The organism is Corallococcus sp. EGB (genome assembly GCF_019968905.1).
Lineage (GTDB): Bacteria > Myxococcota > Myxococcia > Myxococcales > Myxococcaceae > Corallococcus.
Window position 1 is genome coordinate 4,201,963 of sequence record NZ_CP079946.1, and the last position, 21,556, is coordinate 4,223,518.

A 21,556-nucleotide genomic window follows, 5' to 3' on the forward strand; every position below is an offset into this window, starting at 1 on the left:
GAAGTCCGGACGCCCGGTTCCTCTTCCATGGGGGACCGGGCGTCCGCGTGTCGTTCCCCTGTTTTCGGGGGTCCCACTGCGCCAGGCAGGGCATCCGTCATCGAAAGAAGCAGTTGGAGGGGAGCCGCATGCGTGCTCCCGGTTCGCTCACCGCGCTTCCAAGGCAGAGGCGCCTGATGCTCACCTGGGACCAAGGAGCGAAGGGCTCGACATGCCCACCTTCGCGCCGCCGCGGGCCTCCCAAGCTCCTTCTGCGACTCGCGCAGTCCGATGCCCCGATAACAAACAAACGCGTGGATTCGTTCCCGGGGAAGGGGATGGGAACTCGCCGCTCCTCGGCTACCGGGGGCCATCGCTGAGAGACGGGGCCGTATCGGGCGCGGGGCGGGCGCCCGGTTCTTCCGGACGTGGCGCGCTCGCGCAATCCACCTGGGGACACTTCACGCTGACGAGCACGCAGGCGTTACAGAGGCAGCAGTGGAAGCCCCGGCCGCAGACGGTGACGCCGTCGCCGCATACCTCATCGATGCCCTGCTCGACCGAGGTCAGGGCCGCTTCCGGAGTGAGCGCTTCTTGGGCAGACGTCTCCTCGGGCGGCCCACCGCAGGCGAGGGTCAACATTGCCCACATCGATAGCGCCAGGGCTGCTTTGTTCTTCATCGTGAGGCCTCCTACGAGGATGGTGACTGCGAAACCGGAGCCTATCGCAAATCCCTGATTCCCAGACCTTGCCCGCGAAAGCAGTTGCGAGAAAAGCACGACCGTTCTATGAAGAGGTCATGCGCAAGGGCGAGCTCACCCATCAGACCATCCTGGAGACGGCCGTCCGGCTGGCGAGCAGGGTGGGGCTGAACGGGCTGAGCATCGGCGGGCTGGCGGAGGAGCTGGGGCTTTCCAAGAGCGGCTTGTTCGCGCACTTCAAGTCCAAGACAGAGCTGCAGGTTCAGGTCCTGGAGGCGGCCACCGCTGTCTTCACCGAGCGCGTCATCCGTCCGGCGCTGGGCCGGGCCCGCGGCGAGCCCCGGGTGCGGGCGCTCTTCGAGGGTTGGCTCACGTGGGACCGGGACAAGCTACTCGAAGGCGGCTGCATCTTCGTGGCGGCGGCGGCGGAGCTGGACGACGTACCCGGGCCCGCACGCGACACGCTGGTGCAGGGGCAGCGGGACTGGCTGGACTGCCTGGCCCAGGCCGCGCGCATCGCCATGGCGGAGGGGCACTTCCACAAGGCGCTGGACGTGGAGCAGTTCGCCCATGACCAGTACGCGGTGATGCTGGGCTTCCACCACGCGAGCCGGTTGATGCGGGACCCCCAGGCCGAGGCGCGAGCCCGCCGCGCCTTCGACGCGCTCGTCACCGCCGCGCGCACCCCGGCTTCCTGACCTTGTCGTTGCAATGTCCTTCGATGAGGACCTCATCATGGCTGAAAATAGCACGAACGTTCGGTCTGAAGTGACGCTGTGGGGTGTGAGGGCGGCGGCGCGGAGTCTGGGGGTGGTGGCACCCGGACTGGCGGCGGCATGGGCGGAGCGGCTGTTCCTGACGCCCCGGCGGCCGCGGCGCTCGCGCACGGCGGAGGCGGTGCTGGCGCGGGGCCAGCCCCGGGTGTTGAAGGTGGAGGGCGAGAAGGTGGCGGTGTGGAGCTGGGGCGAAGGCCCCCGGGTGCTGCTGGTGCACGGGTGGAGTGGCTACGGCGGGCAGCTCACGGCGTTCGTGCAGCCCCTGGTGGCCGCGGGTTTCTCGGTGGTGACGTACGACGCGCCGGGGCACGGGGCGTCCTCCGGGCGCACCAGCTCGCTGCCGGAGCTGGCGGGAATGGTGGCGGCGGTGGGACAGGCGACGGGCGGGCCCTATGCGGTGGTGGCGCACTCGTTCGGCGCGGCGGCCACGGCGGTGGCGCTGCGAGACGGGATGAAGGTGGAGCGCGCGGTCTTCATCTCGCCGCCAGCGGATCCGCTGGAGGGCATCCGGGCCTTCGCGGACACGGTGGGCCTTTCGGAGGCCCTGTGGCGGCGGATGGCGGCGCGAATCGAGGCGCGCTTCGACATGCGGCTGGCGGACCTGGCGCTGCCTGCCTTCGCGCCAGGGTTGGATGTGCCGCTGCGCATCTTCCACGACGTGGGAGACCGGGAGGTGCCGCTGGTAGCAGGCGAAGCGGTGGCGCGCGCGTGGCCGGGCGCGAAGCTCACGCGCACGCAAGGCCTGGGGCACTTCCGCATCCTCTATGCGCCGGAGGTGCTTTCGCCCGCGGTGGACTTCCTGGCGGAAGGACGGCCGAGCAATGCCTGGCCCGGGCCAGAGCTGCTGGCGTCGGTGTCGCCCGCGCGAGGGACGCCGCCGCTTCGTGTGAGTCCTACAGGTTCGTGATGGATGGAGCCGATTGCGAGGGGATGTCTGTCATGAGCCAACGCGGCGCTGTCACCCCACTGCTCTTCGGCCCACCGTCCTCTCACAGACACGTCCCGCATGAGAACTCATGATGGAAGTGGTTGCTGGCAGCCAGTCTCATGAGGGCAGCGCCGAGGGGACAACGGGCGCTGCGCCCGTCCGGGGTAGAGTGGCCTTCCGGAAAGGCTCATGGCATCGCGGCGGATCTCTCCCCAGACCCTCGAGGAACTGCGCCGCCGGGTGGACCTGCCCGGCCTCATCTCTCGTCACGTGGCGCTCACCCCGAGCGGAAGGGAGTTTCGCGGGCGGTGCCCCTTCCACGAGGAGCGCACCCCGTCCTTCTTCGTCGTCCCAGCGAAGGCCTTCTTCTTCTGCCACGGGTGCCGCGCGCGTGGAGATGCGGTGGACTTCCTCCGGCGCATGCTCGGGCTCTCCTTTGGAGAGGCCGTACGTGAGCTGGCACGGGAGGTGGGACTTGCGGTGTCCGAATCCGAGGCCTCGGCTGCGGACTCAAGCCAGCGCTTGCGCGACGTGACGAGGCTGGCCCAGGACCACTTCCAGGCCCTGCTCTGGAGCAGCGAAGGCGCATCGGCGAGGGCCTATCTGGAGGCAAGGGGCGTCGCGGAGGAGACGGCGCGCGCGTTCGGGTTGGGCTGGGCTCCCGAGGCCTGGGACCGGCTCGCGGAGCGGCTCGAGCGCGCGGGGCTGCGGGAGGCGGGACTCGAGACGGGACTCGTGCAGCCGCGCAAGAAGGGCGCGGGCTGCTACGACTTCTTCCGGGGCCGGGTGATGTTGCCGCTGCGTTCGCCGGACGGACGTCCCGTGGGCTTCGGCGGACGGCTCATGTCCGGTGGCGCTGGGGGACCGAAGTACCTCAACTCGAAGGACAGCCCGCTCTACCACAAGGCGGACACGCTGTTCGGGATGGACCTCGCGCGGGCGGAGATCCGCCGGCTGCATCGCGCGGTGCTGGTGGAGGGCTACTTCGACTGCGTCCTCCTGCATCAGGTGGGGGTGCGCCATGCCGTGGCGCTTTGCTCCACGCACCTGACGCCAGGCCACCTCCAGCTGCTCGCGAGAGCGGAGGCGCGCGAGCTGGTGCTGCTGCTGGACGGGGACGCAGCGGGGCTCGCCGCGGTGGAGCGCCTGGCCGGGCCGCTGCTCGCCGCCGGAGTGGCCACCCGCGTGGCGCTGCTGCCCCAAGGGGAGGATCCAGACACCTTCGCGCTGCGGGAGGGCGGGGCAGGCGTGTCCCGTCTGTTCGACGACGCCCGTCCGCTCACGCACCACCTCTTCGCCTCCGTGCTGCCCGAGGGACGTGAATCCAGCTTCGAGGAGAAGATGCTCGCGTTGGGCCGGCTGCGGGACGTCGTGGCGAAGATACCCCCGGGCCTCATGCGCACGGCCTTCCTCGGCGCGCTGTCCGCCCACGTGGGTCTGCCCTCCGCGGAGTTGGAGGGCGTGCTCACCGGGCCGCGGCTTCCGGCGCCACCCACCGTCGTTCCTCCTCCAGTGGCCGTCACGCCAGCCGAGCGCGGTGTGGATGCGCTGGAGGCCCGCGCGGTGGCCTGTGTGCTGCGCAATCCCCGCGTGCGGGACCAGGACGCATTTGGGGCGCTGGCGCATCTTCGGGAGGCGGGGCTGCGAATGGCGCTGGGCAGCGCGACCACCGGAGGCCTCGCTGCCACCGGCGCGGTGGCGCGAGCCCTCGCGAGCGCCACGCGTGCCCTGCCCACGCAGGAAGGCGACCTGGTGAAGGTCTTCCGCGCCACCTGCTGCGAGTTGACCCTTCGCCGGCTGGACGCGGAGCTGGCGAAGCTGACCGAACTCAGTCGCGAACCCCGCCCCAGTGGCGCGACCCTCGCGCGACTCTCCCAACGCTCGGAGTTGCTGGCCCTGCGCCACCGGGTGCTCCAGGTGCTCCAGGGCGATCGCTGAGACGCTAGCGGATCCGGCGTTTGACGTTCGCGACCCTGGGCTCGTCGCAATACGAGCGCGCCCCCGACGCCGCCAGTCTCATCGCGGATGGGACTGTGGGAATAGGTGAAGTAGCACTCATCGAGGGAGCCATTGCGGTCGAGCAGAGCAGCAGCCAGTTCGGGAGGGGACCGTCCGGAACTCCTCCCCGGAGAGGCTGCGCTGGTTGAGGGCCCTACCACCGGAGCCCACGTCGGCCGCGGTCCACCCGGCTCGCCGCGCGTGGTGCGTGGCGGGCCAGGGCGGCGGGGAGAACTCCTCGCGCTACTTCACGAAGAAGACGTCGTTCTGGATTCTCCGGATGCTGGTGTTGCGCCGGATGATGTCGGACAGCCGTGTCGACTTCACCCGCAGGAGGTCGAAGATGTTCAGCGACCGCTCGTACCAGAATCGGTCCCCCGCGCGGGTGCGCTCGAACTGCTCCACGAGCGCCGCCCGCAGCGTCTCGCCGACGATTCCGCCCGGCACGTCCTTCTCGACGAACATGCCCGTGAACACGTCGATGTTGTCGACGCTCCCGTACAGCTGCTCCAGCGCCTGGGCGGCCTGCGCGTCGTCGGTGATCTGCGAGAAGCGATTGTACTTCCTCAGCCCCAGCTCCTCGCGCACCGTGTTGAAGTCCGGCAGGCCGTGGTCGCGCCCGCGCTGGAGGTTCAGTGAGAGCAGGTCCAGGCCGCCTGCGCCCGCCGGGCCGAAGAGGAAGCTGCGCACGTCGTCGATCATGAAGCGGTCCAGGTCCTGCGCCTTCTGGGCGGCGACACCGCGCAGGAACGGCTCGATGCCGCCGTTCTCCAACAGGGGCGGCGTCGCGCTGAAGAACGCATCGCGCAGCGACAGCGGCCCTGCGGCGACCGGCGAGCCGTCCTCATTGAGCCGCAGGATGAAGGGGCTGAGCAGCGTGTGGCCGAGTCGGTAGGCGGCGGTCGAGAATGTCTGCGCAATGCCCGCGTTCACGCTGGGGTCGTAGCCGCGGTAGGGCCGCAGCGCGTGGGGCCCCAGCAGGGCTTCGAGGAACTCGGTGTAGGTGATGTGTTGAAGCTCGGCGATCACGATGCGCCGCGCAGCCTGGTAGATCTGCTCGTCGGAGAAGCGGGGGTTCTCCCGCGCGATGCGCGCCGCCTGCCAGTTGTGCTCGCGCACGAACAGCGTGTGCATGACGGCCAGTGTGGGCTGCTCGTTGGCGCGGATGTCCCCGCCGACGAACAGGTCGGTGGACAGGTCCGGCTGCTCGGGCGAACCCGCGTTCGCCTGCGTGCCGTCGTTGTAGGGCAGCAGGTCGCCATAGGGGGTGTGCGTCACCTTGAGCCGGCCGCCCTGGAACGTGCGCAGCCAGGCGGCGCGCGCCGCGTCGGAGCCGTACACGTTCGACCCATCCAGGTAGCCCGTGATCTCATTGAACTGCTGGCGCGGGTTGCCGGGGCCGGTGCCGGTGGCCGGGTCATACACGGAGCGCCGGAAGGGAATCATCTGCGTCCCGGTGCAGAGCGCGTCCATGTACGCGTCGCACAGCGGCACGGGCACCGGCACGGACTCGTTGGCGCCCTCGGTGAGGCTGAAGTCGTGGTCGAGGAACTGCCCCCAGGTCCAGATGAAGTCGCTGATCCGGTGCGTGTTCGGGATGGAGACGTCCTGCTGGAAGAGCGCGTTGCTGACGTCGCGAGGGCTGGGACGTCCGGCGCCGCCCATCGCGGAGACACCATCCGCGTAGTGCACACCGCTCGGCCCGCGCAGCAGGTGCTCCTCTGTCGCGCCCCATCGCGGGTGCGCCAGGTTGTTGCCCGTTCCGTCAATGGAGCGGTACTGCGTGTACAGCGACTCGGTGTCTGCCTCCTCGCTGAAACGATCCTGCGCGTGCGCGGCGGAACCAACGACAACCGTGGCGAACATGATCAACGCACGGGCCGGCTTCCTCGGGACAGCAATTGACGCTCTGCGCATGTGCACTCCCCCCGTTGCTTTAATGGTTGCTCCTCATACAACTGGTGTTGTCCAGTTGTCATCAGGAAAGTTTGGCAATCGGAGTGAGGCAGGCGGGACAAGGATTGCAGTCCCCGGGTCTTCCTTGACATCAAATCAGCTCAATGCACTGTGGATGCTGGCATGACGCAGGGCGTGACAGCCCATGGCCGGAAGAGCAGGGTTTGGGGATGGGAGGGAATGCATTCAGGTCTGGAAATGAGGTGCCGGAGATACGGCGGGCACCGCTCGAGGGCCTGGATGCACGGCAATGTAAATGACTGAATGAGACCGATGGATTGGAAGTCCGACAGGAATTGGATTGGAGCACCCGGCGTGTCACTTTTGACCACGGAAGCCTGTCACGCCACCCCGGCTCAGAGCTCCAGGCACGACTCGAAATCAGCGCGGCCAGGCCGGCCAGATTCTTCCGTGACATGGAGGGAGCCTCGTTTGGGGGCGAGCGTCCAGCGGATACCGGATCGAGGCAGGCTCGGGTCGATCACACCCGAGGACTCATCCCTCACTCCCGGTTCCTGCGCTTGTGCACCTCGAGTGCAGCATGAGCAGCGGGGCTGAACGCCCCGGGCGTGGGAGCCGAGCTCTCACATGCTGCTCCCGGCGCCCACGCACTGGAACCATTCGCCGCGTTCCTCGACGTCCTTCACGCCGTCCCGCATCTGGCGCTGGAGGTGTCGCTCCTCGCGGGCGTTCCACCGCGCGTCCCACTTGTTATCGTGCGCGCCCATGAATGAGCCCACGGCCGTTTCGGATCCCCGCATCGGCTCGGTGTTGCAGGAGCGCTACCGCATCATCGAGCGACTCGCTGCCGGTGGCATGGGCATGGTGTACCGGGGCGAGCGGCTGGAGGTGGGCAAGCCCGTCGCCATCAAGTTCCTCCACGCCTGGGCCGCCCGGGACGACGAGTTCCGCAAGCGCTTCCAGGTGGAGGCGCGCGCCACGAGCCGCCTCACGCACCCCTGCTGCGTGTCGGTCATCGACGTCGGCGTGGATCAGGACTCACCCTTCATGGTGATGGACTTCGTCACCGGAGAGACGCTGCGGGGCCTCTTGCGAGACGGTCCACTCCAGCCGGCCCGGGCGCTGGGCCTCATCCGGCAGGTGCTCGCCGGCCTCGCCCATGCCCATTCACAGGGAATCATCCACCGCGATATCAAGCCCGAGAACATCATCGTCACCCACGCGGTGGGGCTCGGGGAGCAGGTGCGCATCCTCGACTTCGGGTTGGCCAAGCTCCGCGACGAGGTGACGGGCCTCACCTCGGGGCTGATGCTGGGGACGCCGGCGTACATGGCCCCGGAGCAGATCCAGGGAGAGCCGGTGGGGCCGCCGACGGACCTGTATTCCACCGGCGTGCTGCTCTACGAACTGCTCACGGGGAAGAAGCCCTTCAACGCCACCAGCAACGCGGAGCTGCTGCGCATGCAGCGCGAGGTGCCACCGCCCCGGTTGCGCGACGCCGCCCCTGACGCGGGTTTCTCCGCGGAGCTCGAAGCGACGCTGGCGAAGACGATGGAGAAGGCGCCGGGGGAGCGCTTCCAGTCCGCCACGGAGTTCCTGACCGCGCTTGAAGGGGCCGGGGCGGGGCCGGCGGTGCTCTTCGTGGCGCCCGGGGCCGGCGATGCTCCGGGGGGACCGCGCGCCTCCGCGCCCACGCCGTCACGTCCCACGGCGGAAGTGCTCGAGACACGGAACGCGCGGGCGCAGCCCCGTGCGACGCCGGTGGGCCTCCAGGCAGGGGCCCGCGCTCCGGAGCCCCCGCCGGTGGCGCCGACGGAGGCGGTGGCCCGGAAGGAGGAGTCCGAGGCCACGATGCGGTCTGGCCCCATCACGCCCCCGCCCGCCCGGAGCAGCGCGCGCTGGCTCGTGGGAGGCGCGGTGGTGCTCGGCCTGGCCGCGGTGGGCCTTGGCTGGTGGGCGATGCCGTCGAAGTCCGCGGCTCCGGTGCCGGTGGCCTCGGAGCGCCCGTCGCCCACGGCCCCGGTGGTCGAGGATGCACGGGTGGAGGCACCACCGGACGCCACGGCCTGGCAGCCCGTCGTGGAGCAGCTCCCGGGCATCGACGAGGTCCACCGGTTGATCAAGGCACAGCGACGGGACGCGGCCCTGGCGGCGTTGAAGAGGCTGGCGGCGAAGTACCCGACGAGCGCCTACGTCCGCTACCTGGAGGGGAATGTCGACTTCGACAACCTCCGCTGGGTGGATGGAGTGGCGGCCTACCGGGCGGCGCTGCGCAATGACGCCGCGTACCGCAACGCACCGGTCGTCAGCCAGAACGCCATCCAATGCCTCGTCAGTGACCGGTTCCACGGCACCTGCGAGGACTTCCTCCGCAAGGACCTGGGCGAGGCCGCGGTGCCCTCGCTGGAGGCTGCTGCCCGAGAGCATCCCATTGCCAGCGTCCGAACCCGGGCCGCGGCGCTGCTGCGCCAGCGTCACCGCGATGCCAAGGAGGGTTCACGCTGAGCCCCCGAACTCGTTGCTCGCCTCGGCGTCGTCGTCGAAGTCGCCACTGGCGAGAATGGAGCCCAGCTGCGCGGCGTCCTTGCGCGAGTGGCGGCGCGGACCGCCGCGCCGTCCCCCCGGCGTCACCGGGTGAGTCGCTCCCGGAGCTCAACGAACCGGACGAACTGCTTCCAGGTCTGGAACGCCTCCTGAGAGGGGCCCCGGTAGGCGACCACCCGGTTCGCGAACATCTGCCGCTCGTAGGGGTCCGGCTCCAGCTCCGCGGTCTGCCAGTCCAGGTGGACGATCATCTGATCCAGCCGGGCGAGCAGTGGGCGTGACACCTGCCCCGTGGAGATCTCCAGGTACCACTCCGCCACGGTTTGCTGGCTGACGATCTGGTTGATGTGCGTCGGCAGTCCGTACATCGCGGGGTAGACCTGACCGGAAGGGCTGGGGACGAAGTCGTGCAGCGGCAGCCCGGAGGTGCCGTGCGACTCCTGGGACTGCTTCCTGGGCGCCTCCTCTTGCGCCGTGGACGCGCCCTGCTTCTTCGCGGCGCCGGAGGTCCCCTTCTTCCTGCCCAGCAGCGGGCCGAGCAGGCGTTCCATGCCCGCGTCGAGCGTCCTGCACGCCTTCAAGGACAGGTTGAACTTGCGGCGGAGATAGCCCTGGATGATCAGCGCCGACATGATGAGCTGGCTGTTCTCATCGAGGCGCGCCAGGGCTGGGAAGAACGTCTTGAGGAAGAGCGCGTTCAGGTCCAGCTCCCGCTGGAGGAAGTTCTCGAACTTGGGGAACGTCTCGTCCCTGCGCTCCTCCTCGGTGAAGGCAATCTGCTGGATGACCTTGCTGTGCCGCTCCAGGGGCTTCTTGCCCTTCTCGGTCTTGTCCGCGCCCATGACGAAGAAGGGGATGTCGAGACGCTGGAACAGGGCCTGGGCCCAGGTCATCCGCCCCATGGAGATCAGGTCCATCACCATGGGGGCCTGCATCACGGCCATGTTGTTCTGACTGCCCTCGATGCCCACGAGCAGGATGCCCAGCTCCCCGAAGAAGGCGTTGCGGACGGCCAGTGGATTGCCAAGCGCCGCCTGCAGTTCGGTGGTCACCTCTTCGCGAGGCAGCCGGTCGAGGTAATCCACGATGCGTTCGTAGCTCAGGTCCAGCGCCGCACTGCTCTGGTCCCCGATGGCGTTCATGATGGCGAGCGCCTGGGAGAAGATGAGCCGGACGGAGCCCGCGTACGCCAGGCCCACGGCGTGGTGACCTCCCCAGGGCAGGTCCATGTTGCGGAACTCGCCCTTCTTCCTCCACTTGACGAGCTCGACGGCATCGGAGTCCTTCTTGAACGCGCCCTCCAGCGTCTTGATCTTCGAGGACAGGTCGTTGCGCCGGGCCTTGGGCAGCTCCGGCATGGAGTTGTTCTCCAGGTGCGTCTGGAGGAGCAGGTTCGCTCTCTTCTTCAAGAGCCTCCCCAGCGAGAGCGCGACCTCCACCACGGCGTCACGGCGGGCCGGGTCATCCAGCAGGCTCTGGGGCGGCATGACGCCGACCAGCACAAGGAATCGCTTGTTCGAGTATGCCAGCGACTTGATGAGCTGCTGGCGGTCGCTGTCAGAGAAGAGGCTGCTGGTCGTTTGCTCGATCAAGGCATTGAGGATGTTCAGGTCCCCTTCCGTCCACTTCAGCGGGAAGGTGTCTCCCATCTGTTCCTTGAGCTTGCGCTGGAGGATGGAGTAGACGCGGAAGCGGACGTCACCTTCGTATGCCGTGAGCCTGCGCGAGGGGGCGTGTTGCTGCCTCTGGCTTTCACCCAGCCGCGCGACGATGGTGCCCACCGCCTGGTCCTGGAGCTGGGGACGCTCGCGCAGGAAGGACTCCCGGGTCCAGTTGTGGGGAGTGGGGCGGGTGTCAGACGGGAGGTAATCCGCGTCGTTCAGCATCATGGACAGGCGGCCCACGGTGTAGAGCAGGTCTTCGCCCGTGACGACGTTGAGCTCCGCCTCATTGCCTTTCGCCCGGTTGACGGCGTCCAGGACCAGCTGGATGACTCCATGGAAGAGCCGGAGCTGGTGTTGCTCGAAGAAGACGCGGGCGACAGGCGCGGTGGAGGTCTGCTCCCGCGTCGGCGGTCCGCCCGTCAGCTCGGCGAAGCGCTTGAGGGCCTCCGCGTAGACCTCGTTCGCCATCCGCTCCAGAGGGCCCTCGGGACTCGGAAGGAGGCGGAGGGCTCGGCTCAGGTTGCTGGAGCTCCGCGCATCCAGGAAGCTGACGATGTGCGCCAGGATGGAGGGGACTGAAACAACGTCTTCGATCGACGGCGGCTGTCGCATGTCGAAAGGATAGGCAGAAAAGAAGAATGCGTGAAGGTCGGGGAGGATCTCTGGAGACCCTGTCCAAGCCCATTGCCCTACGTTCCGGGTCCTTCACGACGTGAACCTGCGGCTGTTTCCCTGCGCGGTGCGGCGGCCAGGTGGGGCGAACAGTGGAAGGGTGATATGGTGCTCAGGGCCTGGACCGATGAGGGACCCGGTTCGCCGAAAACAACACCTCCGGCGAACGGTTCGCCGGGGCCATCGTTGACCGTCTCCGCGATGACAAGATCATCCAGCGCTGCCAGGTGCTGGGTGAGGACGTGATGGCGAAGTCAGGCCTCAAGAACAATGAATGACCAGAAGGTCTCCTCCACTGGCGCCGCGTCAATGGCTCTTGTGTGGGACGACAGGTCGTTCAGGGTCCAGTCAATGCTCTCGAAGGCGACGGAGCGGGTTCTTCCAGGCCAGCGTGCGCTCCACGAGCCAGCAGTAGCGTCCCAGCCGCTCCTTGGGCTCGGGGCCTGGACGGGCCGTAACACCGCGGAGTGACATCGGGGATAACTCCGCGTGACGGACCTGTCTCGCGCGCGGAGTGCTGGAGTGATGTTGAAACATCCAGCAGCCCGGTGCAGAAGGCGCGCGCGGCGGGCCAGAAGGCGCGCTCCCCGTGCCAGGGCCGCCGCTCACCGGGAGAGGGTATGCTTCGCACGTTGTTGACCGTCACGCTGGCGCTGGCCGTGGGCTGCGCCACGCAGGAGGAGCCCACTCCGGCTCCCACCGCGCCCCCAGCCCCCGCAAGGGCCGAGGCCGCGCCGTTGAAGGAGAAGGTGTCGCAGCTCAACGCCCGGCTGCGCCGGGGCGAGAAGGCAGGGCTGACGCCGCTGCTCCGCGAGCGCGCCGAGGCGCTGGGCTCGCTGATGGACGTGGACGCGGGCGCCGCGCTGGCGCTGTCGCTTCCCGAGTCCGTACGCGCGAGCCTCTCCCGGAAGCAGCCGGACGCGGCGCCGCTGCTGGAGGCGCGCGGGGACTTCGAGGGTGAGCTGGAGGTGCTCGTCGCGGACAACCCGGAGCGGACGGAGGTGCGCACGGAGCACTTCCTGCGCGCAAAGGGCGAGCGGCTCCAGGTGCGCTTCGCGAATCCTCCATCCGGCGATCTGCGCAGCGGCCTGCGCGTGCGCATGCGGGGCCTGAAGCTGGCCGCGCGGCTGGCGGCGGAGGACACGGAGGTGGTGCGCCAGTCGCTCTCCGCCACCTCCGCGTGCCGCACCACGGGGGATCAGCGCTCGCTGGTCATCCTCGCCACCTTCCCGGGGCAGCCGCAGACGCTCACCGCGCAGCAGGTGCGCGAGGTGTTCTTCTCCACCACGCAGCGCTCGCTGACGGGCTACTGGCAGGAGGCGTCCCAGGGCCGCACCAGCGCCAGCGGCGACGTGGTGGGCTGGTACACGCTGAATCGGGGCTACTCGTGCAGCGAGTCGGACGCCATGCGCGTGGCCGCCATCGCCGCGGCCGACGCGGACGTGGACTTCCGGCAGTATGACCGCATCTTCGTCGTCCACCCGCAGGCGACGGGCACCAGCTGCTCCTACGGCGGCCTGGGCTCGCTGGCGTGCTACACGCAGCAGACGCAGGACGGCCCCATCACCGCCTCCACCGCGTGGCTGCGCGCCGAGTACATGAGCCCCAATGACCTGGGCGTGCAGCTGGTGACGCACGAGGGTGGCCACAACCTCACCCTGCACCACGGCAGCTCGCGCGACTTCGGGGCGGAGGCCCTGGGCCCCGTGGGCGCTCGAGGCACGCTCACCGAGTACGGCGACAAGTTCTCCTCCATGGGCGACTGGAACCTGGGCCACTACGCGGCGCCGCACAAGGTGCGCGCCGGCTGGCTGGAGCCGAGCGCGGTGGCCACGGTGGACGGCACGGATGGCACCTTCACGCTGTCCCCGCTGTCCGCGCCCATGGGCAGTGGCCTGCAGGCGCTGAAGGTACGCCGCGGCTTCTACGGCGACGGCTGGCTGTGGCTGGAGGCCCGCAGGCAGGTGGGCGACTACGACGCCACCCTCCAGCCCGCGCAGATATTCGGCGGCGCGCTGGTGCACTACGAGGACGTGTACACGGGCAGCTACACGCACCTGCTGGACTTCACGCCGGAGACGTCCGCGTGGTGGGATCCGGCCTTCCTGCCTGGCACGTGGGCGGATCCGTACACCAACCTGCGCCTGTCGGTGACCGCCGCCACGCCCGCGGGCGTCACGGTGAGCGTCCACTACGAGCCCGTGCCGTGCGTGCGCGCTCCGCCGACGGTGACGTTTGACACCTGGTACGACTACGCCGCGGCGGGCTGGCAGGTGGCCAGCGGCCTCACCCTCACCAACAACGACACGGTGGGCTGCCCCACCTCCACCTTCGCGCTCTCCACGTCGATGCCCGCGGGCTGGCCGACGACGAACCTCCCCGCCAGCATCACCCTGGAGCCCGGCAAGCAGCGCTCCCTCACCTTCACCAAGGAGGTGCCGGAGGGCACGCCATACGCCACGTACACGGTGGACGTCACCGTCGCGCGCGACGGCGAGAGCGTCACTGCGGATGACGCGCTGGAGGTGATTGCGCCGTGCGAGCAAGCGCCCATCGAGGTGCGCTTCGACCGGACCTCGCAGACGGTGAGCGCCGGGGACACGGCCGCCTTCGGCGTCACCCTCGTCAACCACGACTCGCGCGCGTGCGGGTGGTGGTACTTCGAGCCCGCGTCCACGCTGCCCGCGGGCTGGGCCACGGATTATGATCAGTACGGCTTCGACATCGAGCCCGGCGGCTCGTTCGAGTTCACGATGTACAAGACGGTGCCCTCGGACGCGCAGGGCACCTACACCGTGGACCTCCAGATCCTGCGGGACGGCTATGAGGTGGAGACCACCGCCACGGCCTCCGTCACGGTGAATCCCTGCGTGCGCTCGGCGCCGACGCTCAGCGCGCTGCCGTCGACGGTGGACGTGGTGCCGGGAGGGACGGGGAGCTACACGCTGTCCGTCACCAACCACGACACGGCGACGTGTGGGGCCTCCACGTTCACGCTGGCGCTGGATTCGGACCCGTGGGGGGCGGTGTTCTCCGCGCCGTCGCTCACGGTGGCGCCCGGGGCCACGGCCACCGCGACGCTGACGGTCACCGCGCCTTCGAACGCGGGCGCGGGCAGCCGTTCCTTCGCGCCGGGCGTGCTGCGTGACGGGGTGTCCGTCGGTGGCGCGCAGTTGGAGGCGCGCGTGGTGTGCGTGCCTCGTGTGCCATCGGTGGGCTTCACGCCGGCCACGGCCACCGTGGAGGCGGGCAAGCCGCTCACCGTGACGATGGCGGTGACGAACAACGACAGCACGGCGTGCGCCGCGAGCAGCTTCTCGTTGGGCGCCACGGCACCGTCGGGCTGGACGTCGAGCCTGTCGCAGACATCAATCACGCTGGCCCGTGGCGCGCGCGGGCAGGTGATGCTCACCGTGACGCCTCCGCAGACGGTGTCCGGTCGCTTCACGGTGAGCGGGACGGCTTCGCACGCGGGCGCGAGCGCGGCGCCGGGCAGCTTCACGGTGGACGTCACCCCGCCGCCGTTGATGGCCACGCTGTCGGTGCCGGCGCTCAGCTACAAGCGCAACGCCCAGGTGCCCCTGACGACCCTCGTGACGCGAGGAACAGGCTCCGCGCAGGCCAGCGTGCGATTCAGTGTGCTCCGTCCAGATGGCCTCACGGACGCGCACACCGTGTCCACGGATGCCAAGGGCAAGGCGGCGTGGAGCTACGCGGCGCGCGCGCCCGGTGCGTACTCCGTCACCGCCACCGCCACCGCCGGCACGGAGACAGTCACCAGCAACACGGTGGGCTTCACCGTGCAGTAGCGTGAAGCAGGAGGCCGGGCTCCTGGGTCTGGAGCCCGGCCGTGCGCTCCAGCAGTGCGTTCGTCCAGGTGAGCCCTCTGCCGCTGCGCCTGCTGGGGCCCCTATTCTACCCGGGTGATATTGACGAGGCATTTATACCCGGATAGAAATGGCGTCATTCTGATTCCTGCCCGGGCGGGCGCGATGGCGCTCGCTCGAAGAGCACTGACAGGGGTGATGTCATGACCACATTCGATTTGAACCGTGGCGCGGGCGCGCCGGTCGCCGACGAGATTGATCTCGCTGAGCTGCGCGTCACAGGGGACATCCCGCGCGAGCTCGACGGAACGCTGCTGCGCAACGGTCCGAACCCCCTGCGCGGCCGCTTCGAGGGCAACGACGTGCTGTCTTGGTGGCCGGAAGCGGCGATGCTGCACGCGATCGCGTTCGAGGACGGCCGCGCGGCCAGCTACCGGAACCGCTGGGTGCGCACGCGCCGCTGGGCCGACGTGTACGCGCCCGAGCAGGCGCCGACGCTGACCGACACCAATCCGAACGTGAATGTGTTGCTGCACGCGGGCGAACTGCTGGCGTTGGCGGAGGGTGGGGCGCCGCTCGCGATCACCGCCGGGCTCGATTCGCTCGGAGCGCCCCGACGGCATGCAGGGGTTGGCGGCGGGATGACCGCGCATCCCAAGGTCGATCCGCTGACGGGCGAGCTCATTGCGTTTCGCGCGGACTGGCGCGCACCGTGGCTGCGCTATGGCGTCGTGGACGCGCAGGGGGTGCAGCGCGTCGACACCGTTATCGACGTGCCGGCGCCGTCAATGATGCACGACATCGCCATCACCGAGACCCGCAGCCTGCTGCTCGACGTGAACGTCGGGTACGACTTCTCGATGCTGAAGCAGGGCCACCGGATGCCGTTGCGCTGGCACGACGACCGGCCGGCGCGCATCGGTGTCATCCCGCGGCACGGCGGCGAGGTGCGCTGGTTTGGCATCGAGCCTTGCTTCATCATGCACGTCGTCAACGCCTATGACCGCGACGAAGCGTGTGTCGTGCTCGATGCGGTCCGCTACCCGTGGTATCTGCGGCTCGACGCGAGCACGGGCAGGTTCGCCGACAACCCCGTCGGCGTGCTCTGGCGCTACGTGATTGATACGGCGACCGGCCGGGTCGATGAAGGGCCGCTCACCGATGGCGGGCTCGAACTGCCGCGCATCAACGAGAGCCGTACCGGGCGCCGCTACCGTTACCTGTATGCGACCGAGCAGCCGACTCCCATTGAAATGCGCGGCGTGGTCCGCTTCGATCTCGAGCGCGGTGAGGCGACGCGCTACGCGGTGCCGGCTGGCGACCAGAACAGCGAGCCCGTGTTCGTGCCGCGCCCCGGAGGTGTCGAAGAGGACGACGGCTGGCTGATGGTGATGGTGTATCGCGCGGCGACGGACTCCAGCGACCTCGTGATCCTCGACGCGCGCGCGATCCACGAGGAGCCCGTCGCGACCGTCCACCTGCCGCGTCGGGTGCCGGCCGGTTTTCACGGCGCCTGGGTCCCTCGGGCGCGCTGAGCGGCCTGTTCGACGCTCGCCTTGGCGAACTGGGATGGCACCGGGAAGGTCTGGGCGGGCGGCCCGGCCGCGCTGTTCCAGACCCTGGTCCCTCGCGTGGATCGCGTCCGTGACCTGGCCTGGAGCCCCGATGGCCTCTCCTCGTCTGAGCGTGCGCGCCATCTTGGAGCCTCTGGAACTCCGGTACTCATTTGCTCTCAACCCGGCCCTGCGGAGTCGGGCTTGCCATCAACTCCTCGCATGCCACGGCCCACGTACGCTCGCCGGGGTAGAACGCCTCGTGGAGGTACGCCCATGTAACACGCTGGACGGCTGCGACTCTCGCGGGGTTCTCGTCGGTTGTTTCCGTCACGCGATGCCCGGAGATTCCACCAAGCATGTGCTCGGCTCCAAACAGCGTCAGGAGCGACTTGGGGCCCGGGCTCAAGGTGTACGCGTCCGTGAACCACTCGGGACCGCAGACGGTCAACGGAGAATGGTCCTGGTCGCCCGCCACAACCAGGGTCGGCGGGGTCATCCGGGCATAGACCTGATCCAGATACGGGAAATGCTCACGCGCGAGAGGGCTCAGCGCATCACCCCCCCGGCCACCTGCGCAAAGCAACACGCCGACCTTGATCCTGGGATCGGACAGATCCTCGCTCAATCTGCCATCGGGCCACCGGATTCTGGCGCCGAGCAGCATCGCTGTCGTTTGAGCGCCGAACGAGTGTCCAACCGCAGCGAGGCGGCTGCGATCGACGCGGCCCGCGAGCCCCGGAACAGACGCTTCGATGACGTCCAGGTGATTGAGGACGCGCGTGACATCTTCGACACGGAATTTCCAGAGCAACGGGGTCCGCGGATCCTCAGGTCCGAGGCCGTACATCCTTGAATCGAGAAAGGTGGGCTGGATCACGACGAAGCCACGAGCCGCCCAGTAGTGTGCAAGGGGGAGATAGCCGTCCGACGACGACCCATGGCCGTGCGCGAAGACGATGATTGGCAAACCGCTTCCCACCACGGGCGCGGAGACCCGCACTTCCAGATCCGAGCCCCGCCCCGGCGAGGTCAGGACGACCGGGCTCACCGACACCACCGGCGCGGGCGCATCAAGGGCACTGGCTTCTGCTCGAGAGATTGAGCTGCTCATGGGACCGCTCTCCTTTCGCACGGTGGTCTCTGGATAGTGCCTGCGCTATGGACGATCCATGCGCAAAGCTCCAAATCCGTTAGCTGAAAAGCCAACTCCGCTGGAGCTTCGAGATCCGCGTGGAGACGCGGTCGCCGATGTGCTCGGCGCCTCGCTGATCCGGCACGCGCTCTACAACCCCATCGAGGCGCGCGTGCCATGGGGGCTTCGCATGCCCCGCCGGAATCGCGCGAGCTTCTACCTGGTCGCGCAAGGCGGCGCGCGTCTTGAGGTCGAAGGGGCGCGAACGCACGTCCTGTCGCCTGGAGATGTCGGTTTCGTCCCGCACGGCACGGCTCACGTGCTGCGCGATTCGGCTGACAGCGAGCCGCTCCCCATCTGCGACGGACCGTACTCCCTCAACCAGAGACCCTTGCGCATCGGGGGGCGTGGCGCGTCGACGACGCTTGTCGCTGGCTTCTTCGAACTGAGCGACGGACTCGGGCCGGTGCTCCTTCAAGGCGTACCGCCACTCGTCGTGTTGTCGGCGAGCGACCCTGCTTCGGTGCCCTGGGTCTCCAGCGCGGTTCAGTTCATTCTTGCCGAGAGCGCGTCGCCCCGACCGGCGAGCAACATCGTGCTTCAGCGGCTCGCCGACGTGCTGTTCGTGCTCGCCCTCCGCTCGACGGTGGGGGAGGGGCAGTGTCAGCGCGGCGCCATCGCCGCTGTTGCCGATCCCCGGATCTACGAATCGCTGAGCCTCATGCACGCCCGCGTCGCCGCCCCATGGACCGTCGACATGCTCGCGCGACGCGTGGGCATGTCGCGCTCAGGGTTCGCGGCGCGCTTCACGGAGCTCGTGGGAGAGTCCCCGCTCCAGTACCTCGCGCGCTGGCGCATCGCGCGGGCCGCGGAGCTGCTTCGTGACACGACCGAGAAGGTGGAGAGCATCGCACGCCGCGTGGGATACGAGAGCGTTCCCGCGTTCAGCCGCGCGTTCAAGCGTTTGCAGGGCACTGGCCCGGCAGCGTTCCGGCGCGCGTCCTCCGGGAGGTCCAGCCCGTAAGGCGCGAAGGCTCCGCGATGTTCATCGCGAGGTCCTGCCGGGGTGGGGGAGGGCCTTCTCTCTTGGCTCCCCGGCCAGCCCCCGCAGTCCGGGGCAAGACATCGTCGGGCAGCCTGGAAGGGCCGCCCCGCTTGCTACGCGCGGGCGTGCGTGGGGCTCCTCGTGCCGTGCCTCACCCCGTCCGCTGTTGCTCGGCCCGGGCCTGGTGCTCGGCCACCCACGCGCGTCCCGCCTCCACGCTCTCCAGGAACACGGTGTCGAAGCCCGCCGACTTCCCGGTGAAGAGCATGCCCACCGATAGCGCCTTGGTGACGATGCGCTGGGCCATGTCCGCGCCCACGTAGACAATGCCCCGCGTCCACTCCGAGCGGATGTTGTCGGCCAGGTACTTCCGAGGCTCCGTGGGCAGGGTCGCGTGGGTGACGTCCGCGATGATGTAGAACGGCCCGTCCTCGAACACCTCCTGGTAGATGGACACCATCCACCGGGTTTCGTCCACGGTCACCTCCCCGCTGAACGTCGCCACCACCAGGTTGGGAGGTTCGAAGCGCATGCGCTGCTTCCCGGACGTCCACTCTCTTGCCTGCTTCATCGGGTGCTTCCCCCTTGCGACCGATGCCTCGACCCGGTTCTCAGGATAGAGCGTTCCCAGCCCAGGAAGGCCCGGTCCAGGTCCTCTCGCAGCCGCGCGGGGCAGAGCCCTGCGCGACTGTTGTTCAGCCAACCGGGGCCTCCGACGCCAGGGCGAGTGCGTAGGTCACGAGGGCCGCCAGGGCAGGGGGAGCCTCCGACGGCGCGAACTGCCACTCCCGCAAGCAGCGCCAGAGCCGCAGCCGGAGGATGCAGGTGAGTCGCCTGAGGCAGCGGCGAGTCGATGCGGCCGACCGGCGCCGAGTGGCGTCGGACGGGGCGGAATCACCACCCTGGCCCTGGGACGGCAACCTTCACGGCCTCGAGGATGGCCTGCGTCGCCTCCGCCCGCTTCCGCTCCCCGTCAGGCACGAAGGTCTCGCGCGTGTTCCCCTTCGACCGGTAGCGGCTCTTCTCCTCCAGCCGCGCCCGCTGCGGCGCATCCGCCGCCAGTCCGAAGTGCGGAAGGATCTGATCCAGCACCAGGCCGGGCAGGCGGGCGTAGTCCGCCCACAGACACAGCGGCCCCTGGTGCTCCCGGGCCTTCCGCGTGTAGCGCGCCAGACACCCCGCGAAGAACGCTTCAGGCGCGTTCCGCTCCTCGCCTGGCCAATCCGGGAAGCACGCCTCGAACCACGGCCCGCGGCTCCGGTACCACCGCAACGGCGCGGAAGGGTTCCGGAAGTTGGAGGCCATCACCTCCGTCACGTCCCGCGTCAGGAACACCCAGGGCACCTCTGGCAGGGCGTCGCGGATCCAGTCCAGGAACAGCAGGTTCCATGATGAGAACTTGATCACATAACGCCCCCCGGGCCCGGCCCCCCGCCCGAAGACCTTGATCAACCGGCGGAACGCCTCCGCGTCGAATGCGCAGGCGCCCTGGGCGCAGTGCAGCAGGTAGAGCGACAGCGCCTCGGGCTCGCTCACGCCCCGCACCCCCGGGAGCGTCCCCAGCATCCCGGTCACCAGCGTGCTCCCGCACCGCGAGACGTGGAAGATGAGGCCCGCCGGCAGTGGGCCCTCCGCTGGCAGGTCCTTCACGGGACACGAGGAGGCGCGTCCAGCCTCCCCTCGTGCCTGGGCCTGGTTCAGGCCGTCGGACAGGAAGGGGGCCTCGTAGACGGAGGGAGGCAGCTCCACCATTTGAAGCATGGCCTGCCCATCCTGGACGGACACGCGGGTGGGGACGGGGACGCGCTCCATGTCACCCGCCTCCGGACGAGACCGCCCGGAGCCGGGGCCTCTCCATCTGCGCGAAGGACCGTGCCAGCCGGTTGATGCCGGCGGAGGCATTCCCGTTCGCGTGCCGGCTCAGGTACTCGTCCAGCAGCCCGTCCAGCTTCGCGTCCAACCCCGCCAGCACCGCGGCCTTCAGCTGGTCCTTGAACGCCGCCAGCTCTCCCTGCTGCCAGACCGCCAGCGGGACGGTGTTGCGCATGAAGTCCTCCTTCTCGAGCCCCTCCGCCACCCGCCGGAACAGCGCCTGCCAGGGGCTGGTCAGCAGCCCCACCGTCATGTGCAGGGAGTGCACGTCCGTGGCGGTCACGTCGTGGAAATGCCCCCGGGGCACGTACAGCAGGTCGCCCTTGCGCAGCACCTCGTCGAACACACAGCTCAACGTGGGCCGGTGCTGCTCCGGGTTCTGCATCGGCTCGCCGTCGTAGGGCAGGTGAATGGGCTTGTCATACAGCCGCCAGCGCTTCTCGCCCTCCAGTTGCAGGATGAAGGCATCGTGCGTGTCGTAATGGAGCGTGAAGCCCTGGCTGCCCGCGGGCGTCATGTACAGGTTCGCCTGCACCCGCACCCGCCACTCCCGCTCCAGCGTGTCGCAGAACCGCCGGAGGGGGTCCAGGGCCGTCTGTGCCTGATAGACAATCACCGAGTGGCCCTGCTCCAGGAACAGGCGCGATACACGCTCCCGGTTGATCAGGTGATTGAAATTGACCCGCGCCTCCTTGTAGGACACGGACGACGAGAACTCGCTATACGCCGTCTCACGCCCATCCTTCACCATCCGCACATTGGGGTAGGCGTTGTTCTCCTTCTGGAGGAACGACAGCATCTCCTCGATGCCGAAGAGGCCTGAGTAATATCCCGCGTCCCCCCGGCGGATCAGCAGACGCTCCCGCTCGAAGTACGTTCGCAGGAATGCCTCCGGGGAGACAGGCTTCAGCAGGTGCTCGGTGTCATATTCCATGGCAATCCCT

At 68.8% G+C, this 21,556-nt stretch carries 16 protein-coding genes; 7 read left to right on the forward strand and 9 right to left on the reverse strand.

The window, feature by feature from the left end:
* Positions 1 to 339: 339 nt before the first annotated feature.
* Complete coding sequence (locus KYK13_RS17715; RefSeq protein WP_223645800.1) at positions 340 to 660, reverse strand: hypothetical protein; 321 nt, start codon at positions 658 to 660, stop codon at positions 340 to 342.
* 119 nt (positions 661 to 779) lie between these two features.
* Here KYK13_RS17715 and KYK13_RS17720 point away from each other — a divergent pair, with 119 nt between their 5' ends.
* The 3 genes from KYK13_RS17720 to dnaG all read left to right on the forward strand — a co-directional run bounded on the left by KYK13_RS17720 (position 780) and on the right by dnaG (position 4,323).
* Positions 780 to 1,379, forward strand: a complete 600-nt coding sequence (locus KYK13_RS17720) for a TetR/AcrR family transcriptional regulator (protein ID WP_223645801.1) — start codon at positions 780 to 782, stop codon at positions 1,377 to 1,379.
* Positions 1,380 to 1,491: 112 nt separating this feature from the next.
* Positions 1,492 to 2,364, forward strand: coding sequence for an alpha/beta hydrolase (locus tag KYK13_RS17725; protein ID WP_223645802.1), 873 nt, complete (start codon positions 1,492 to 1,494; stop codon positions 2,362 to 2,364).
* Positions 2,365 to 2,574: 210 nt separating this feature from the next.
* Positions 2,575 to 4,323, forward strand: a complete 1,749-nt coding sequence (gene dnaG / locus KYK13_RS17730; protein ID WP_223645803.1) for a DNA primase — start codon at positions 2,575 to 2,577, stop codon at positions 4,321 to 4,323.
* A 303-nt stretch (positions 4,324 to 4,626) separates the two neighbouring features.
* On the opposite strand, the gene KYK13_RS17735 is transcribed toward dnaG, so the two are convergent.
* A complete protein-coding gene (locus KYK13_RS17735) occupies positions 4,627 to 6,249 on the reverse strand; it encodes a peroxidase family protein (RefSeq protein WP_223645804.1) in 1,623 nt (540 codons plus the stop codon).
* A 674-nt stretch (positions 6,250 to 6,923) separates the two neighbouring features.
* Positions 6,924 to 7,067 (reverse strand): hypothetical protein, encoded by a 144-nt coding sequence (locus KYK13_RS17740; protein WP_223645806.1) that lies wholly within the window; start codon positions 7,065 to 7,067, stop codon positions 6,924 to 6,926.
* Between KYK13_RS17740 and KYK13_RS17745 the strand changes: the two genes are divergently transcribed.
* A complete protein-coding gene (locus KYK13_RS17745; RefSeq protein WP_223645808.1) occupies positions 7,066 to 8,805 on the forward strand; it encodes a serine/threonine-protein kinase in 1,740 nt (579 codons plus the stop codon). The two genes, KYK13_RS17740 and KYK13_RS17745, sit on opposite strands and share 2 nt — an antisense overlap.
* On the opposite strand, the gene KYK13_RS38875 is transcribed toward KYK13_RS17745, so the two are convergent.
* A complete protein-coding gene (locus KYK13_RS38875; protein ID WP_255654298.1) occupies positions 8,797 to 8,931 on the reverse strand; it encodes a hypothetical protein in 135 nt (44 codons plus the stop codon). The genes KYK13_RS17745 and KYK13_RS38875 overlap by 9 nt on opposite strands.
* The gene (locus KYK13_RS17750) at positions 8,928 to 10,976 is read right to left on the reverse strand and encodes a hypothetical protein (RefSeq protein ID WP_223645810.1); all 2,049 of its coding nucleotides are present in this window, start codon (positions 10,974 to 10,976) and stop codon (positions 8,928 to 8,930) included. Before KYK13_RS17750 ends, KYK13_RS38875 begins: the two co-directional genes overlap by 4 nt.
* Positions 10,977 to 11,800: 824 nt before the next feature.
* On the opposite strand from KYK13_RS17750, the gene KYK13_RS17760 reads away from it, so the two are divergent.
* Both KYK13_RS17760 and KYK13_RS17765 read left to right on the forward strand, forming a co-directional pair.
* Positions 11,801 to 14,989 (forward strand): NEW3 domain-containing protein, encoded by a 3,189-nt coding sequence (locus tag KYK13_RS17760; RefSeq protein ID WP_223645812.1) that lies wholly within the window; start codon positions 11,801 to 11,803, stop codon positions 14,987 to 14,989.
* A gap of 221 nt (positions 14,990 to 15,210) precedes the next feature.
* On the forward strand, positions 15,211 to 16,542 hold the full coding sequence (locus KYK13_RS17765; RefSeq protein ID WP_223645814.1) for a carotenoid oxygenase family protein: 1,332 nt from the start codon (positions 15,211 to 15,213) through the stop codon (positions 16,540 to 16,542).
* A gap of 187 nt (positions 16,543 to 16,729) precedes the next feature.
* Here KYK13_RS17765 and KYK13_RS17770 read toward each other — a convergent pair whose 3' ends face one another.
* On the reverse strand, positions 16,730 to 17,674 hold the full coding sequence (locus tag KYK13_RS17770) for a chlorophyllase (protein ID WP_223645816.1): 945 nt from the start codon (positions 17,672 to 17,674) through the stop codon (positions 16,730 to 16,732).
* 58 nt (positions 17,675 to 17,732) lie between these two features.
* On the opposite strand from KYK13_RS17770, the gene KYK13_RS17775 reads away from it, so the two are divergent.
* The gene (locus KYK13_RS17775) at positions 17,733 to 18,719 is read left to right on the forward strand and encodes an AraC family transcriptional regulator (RefSeq protein WP_223645817.1); all 987 of its coding nucleotides are present in this window, start codon (positions 17,733 to 17,735) and stop codon (positions 18,717 to 18,719) included.
* A gap of 172 nt (positions 18,720 to 18,891) precedes the next feature.
* On the opposite strand, the gene KYK13_RS17780 is transcribed toward KYK13_RS17775, so the two are convergent.
* From KYK13_RS17780 to KYK13_RS17790, 3 genes are all read right to left on the reverse strand, one after another.
* Positions 18,892 to 19,311, reverse strand: coding sequence for an STAS/SEC14 domain-containing protein (locus KYK13_RS17780; protein ID WP_223645819.1), 420 nt, complete (start codon positions 19,309 to 19,311; stop codon positions 18,892 to 18,894).
* Positions 19,312 to 19,634: 323 nt separating this feature from the next.
* Entirely contained in the window at positions 19,635 to 20,552 is a 918-nt protein-coding gene (locus KYK13_RS17785) for a hypothetical protein (RefSeq protein WP_223645821.1), read from the reverse strand.
* Position 20,553: 1 nt separating this feature from the next.
* Positions 20,554 to 21,546, reverse strand: a complete 993-nt coding sequence (locus KYK13_RS17790; RefSeq protein WP_223645823.1) for a cupin domain-containing protein — start codon at positions 21,544 to 21,546, stop codon at positions 20,554 to 20,556.
* Positions 21,547 to 21,556 lie beyond the last annotated feature (10 nt).

Coding starts and splice junctions, on each gene's coding strand:
- KYK13_RS17750 (WP_223645810.1), bottom strand. CDS start 10,976: ATGGCGAACGAGGTCTACGCGGAGGCCCTCAAGCGCTTCGCCGAGCTG.
- KYK13_RS17740 (WP_223645806.1), bottom strand. CDS start 7,067: ATGGGCGCGCACGATAACAAGTGGGACGCGCGGTGGAACGCCCGCGAG.
- KYK13_RS17785 (WP_223645821.1), bottom strand. CDS start 20,552: ATGGAGCGCGTCCCCGTCCCCACCCGCGTGTCCGTCCAGGATGGGCAG.
- KYK13_RS17745 (WP_223645808.1), top strand. CDS start 7,066: ATGAATGAGCCCACGGCCGTTTCGGATCCCCGCATCGGCTCGGTGTTG.
- KYK13_RS17790 (WP_223645823.1), bottom strand. CDS start 21,546: ATGGAATATGACACCGAGCACCTGCTGAAGCCTGTCTCCCCGGAGGCA.
- KYK13_RS17770 (WP_223645816.1), bottom strand. CDS start 17,674: ATGAGCAGCTCAATCTCTCGAGCAGAAGCCAGTGCCCTTGATGCGCCC.
- KYK13_RS17760 (WP_223645812.1), top strand. CDS start 11,801: ATGCTTCGCACGTTGTTGACCGTCACGCTGGCGCTGGCCGTGGGCTGC.
- KYK13_RS17735 (WP_223645804.1), bottom strand. CDS start 6,249: ATGTTCGCCACGGTTGTCGTTGGTTCCGCCGCGCACGCGCAGGATCGT.
- KYK13_RS17775 (WP_223645817.1), top strand. CDS start 17,733: ATGCGCAAAGCTCCAAATCCGTTAGCTGAAAAGCCAACTCCGCTGGAG.
- KYK13_RS17780 (WP_223645819.1), bottom strand. CDS start 19,311: ATGAAGCAGGCAAGAGAGTGGACGTCCGGGAAGCAGCGCATGCGCTTC.
- KYK13_RS17765 (WP_223645814.1), top strand. CDS start 15,211: ATGACCACATTCGATTTGAACCGTGGCGCGGGCGCGCCGGTCGCCGAC.
- dnaG (WP_223645803.1), top strand. CDS start 2,575: ATGGCATCGCGGCGGATCTCTCCCCAGACCCTCGAGGAACTGCGCCGC.
- KYK13_RS17715 (WP_223645800.1), bottom strand. CDS start 660: ATGAAGAACAAAGCAGCCCTGGCGCTATCGATGTGGGCAATGTTGACC.
- KYK13_RS17720 (WP_223645801.1), top strand. CDS start 780: ATGCGCAAGGGCGAGCTCACCCATCAGACCATCCTGGAGACGGCCGTC.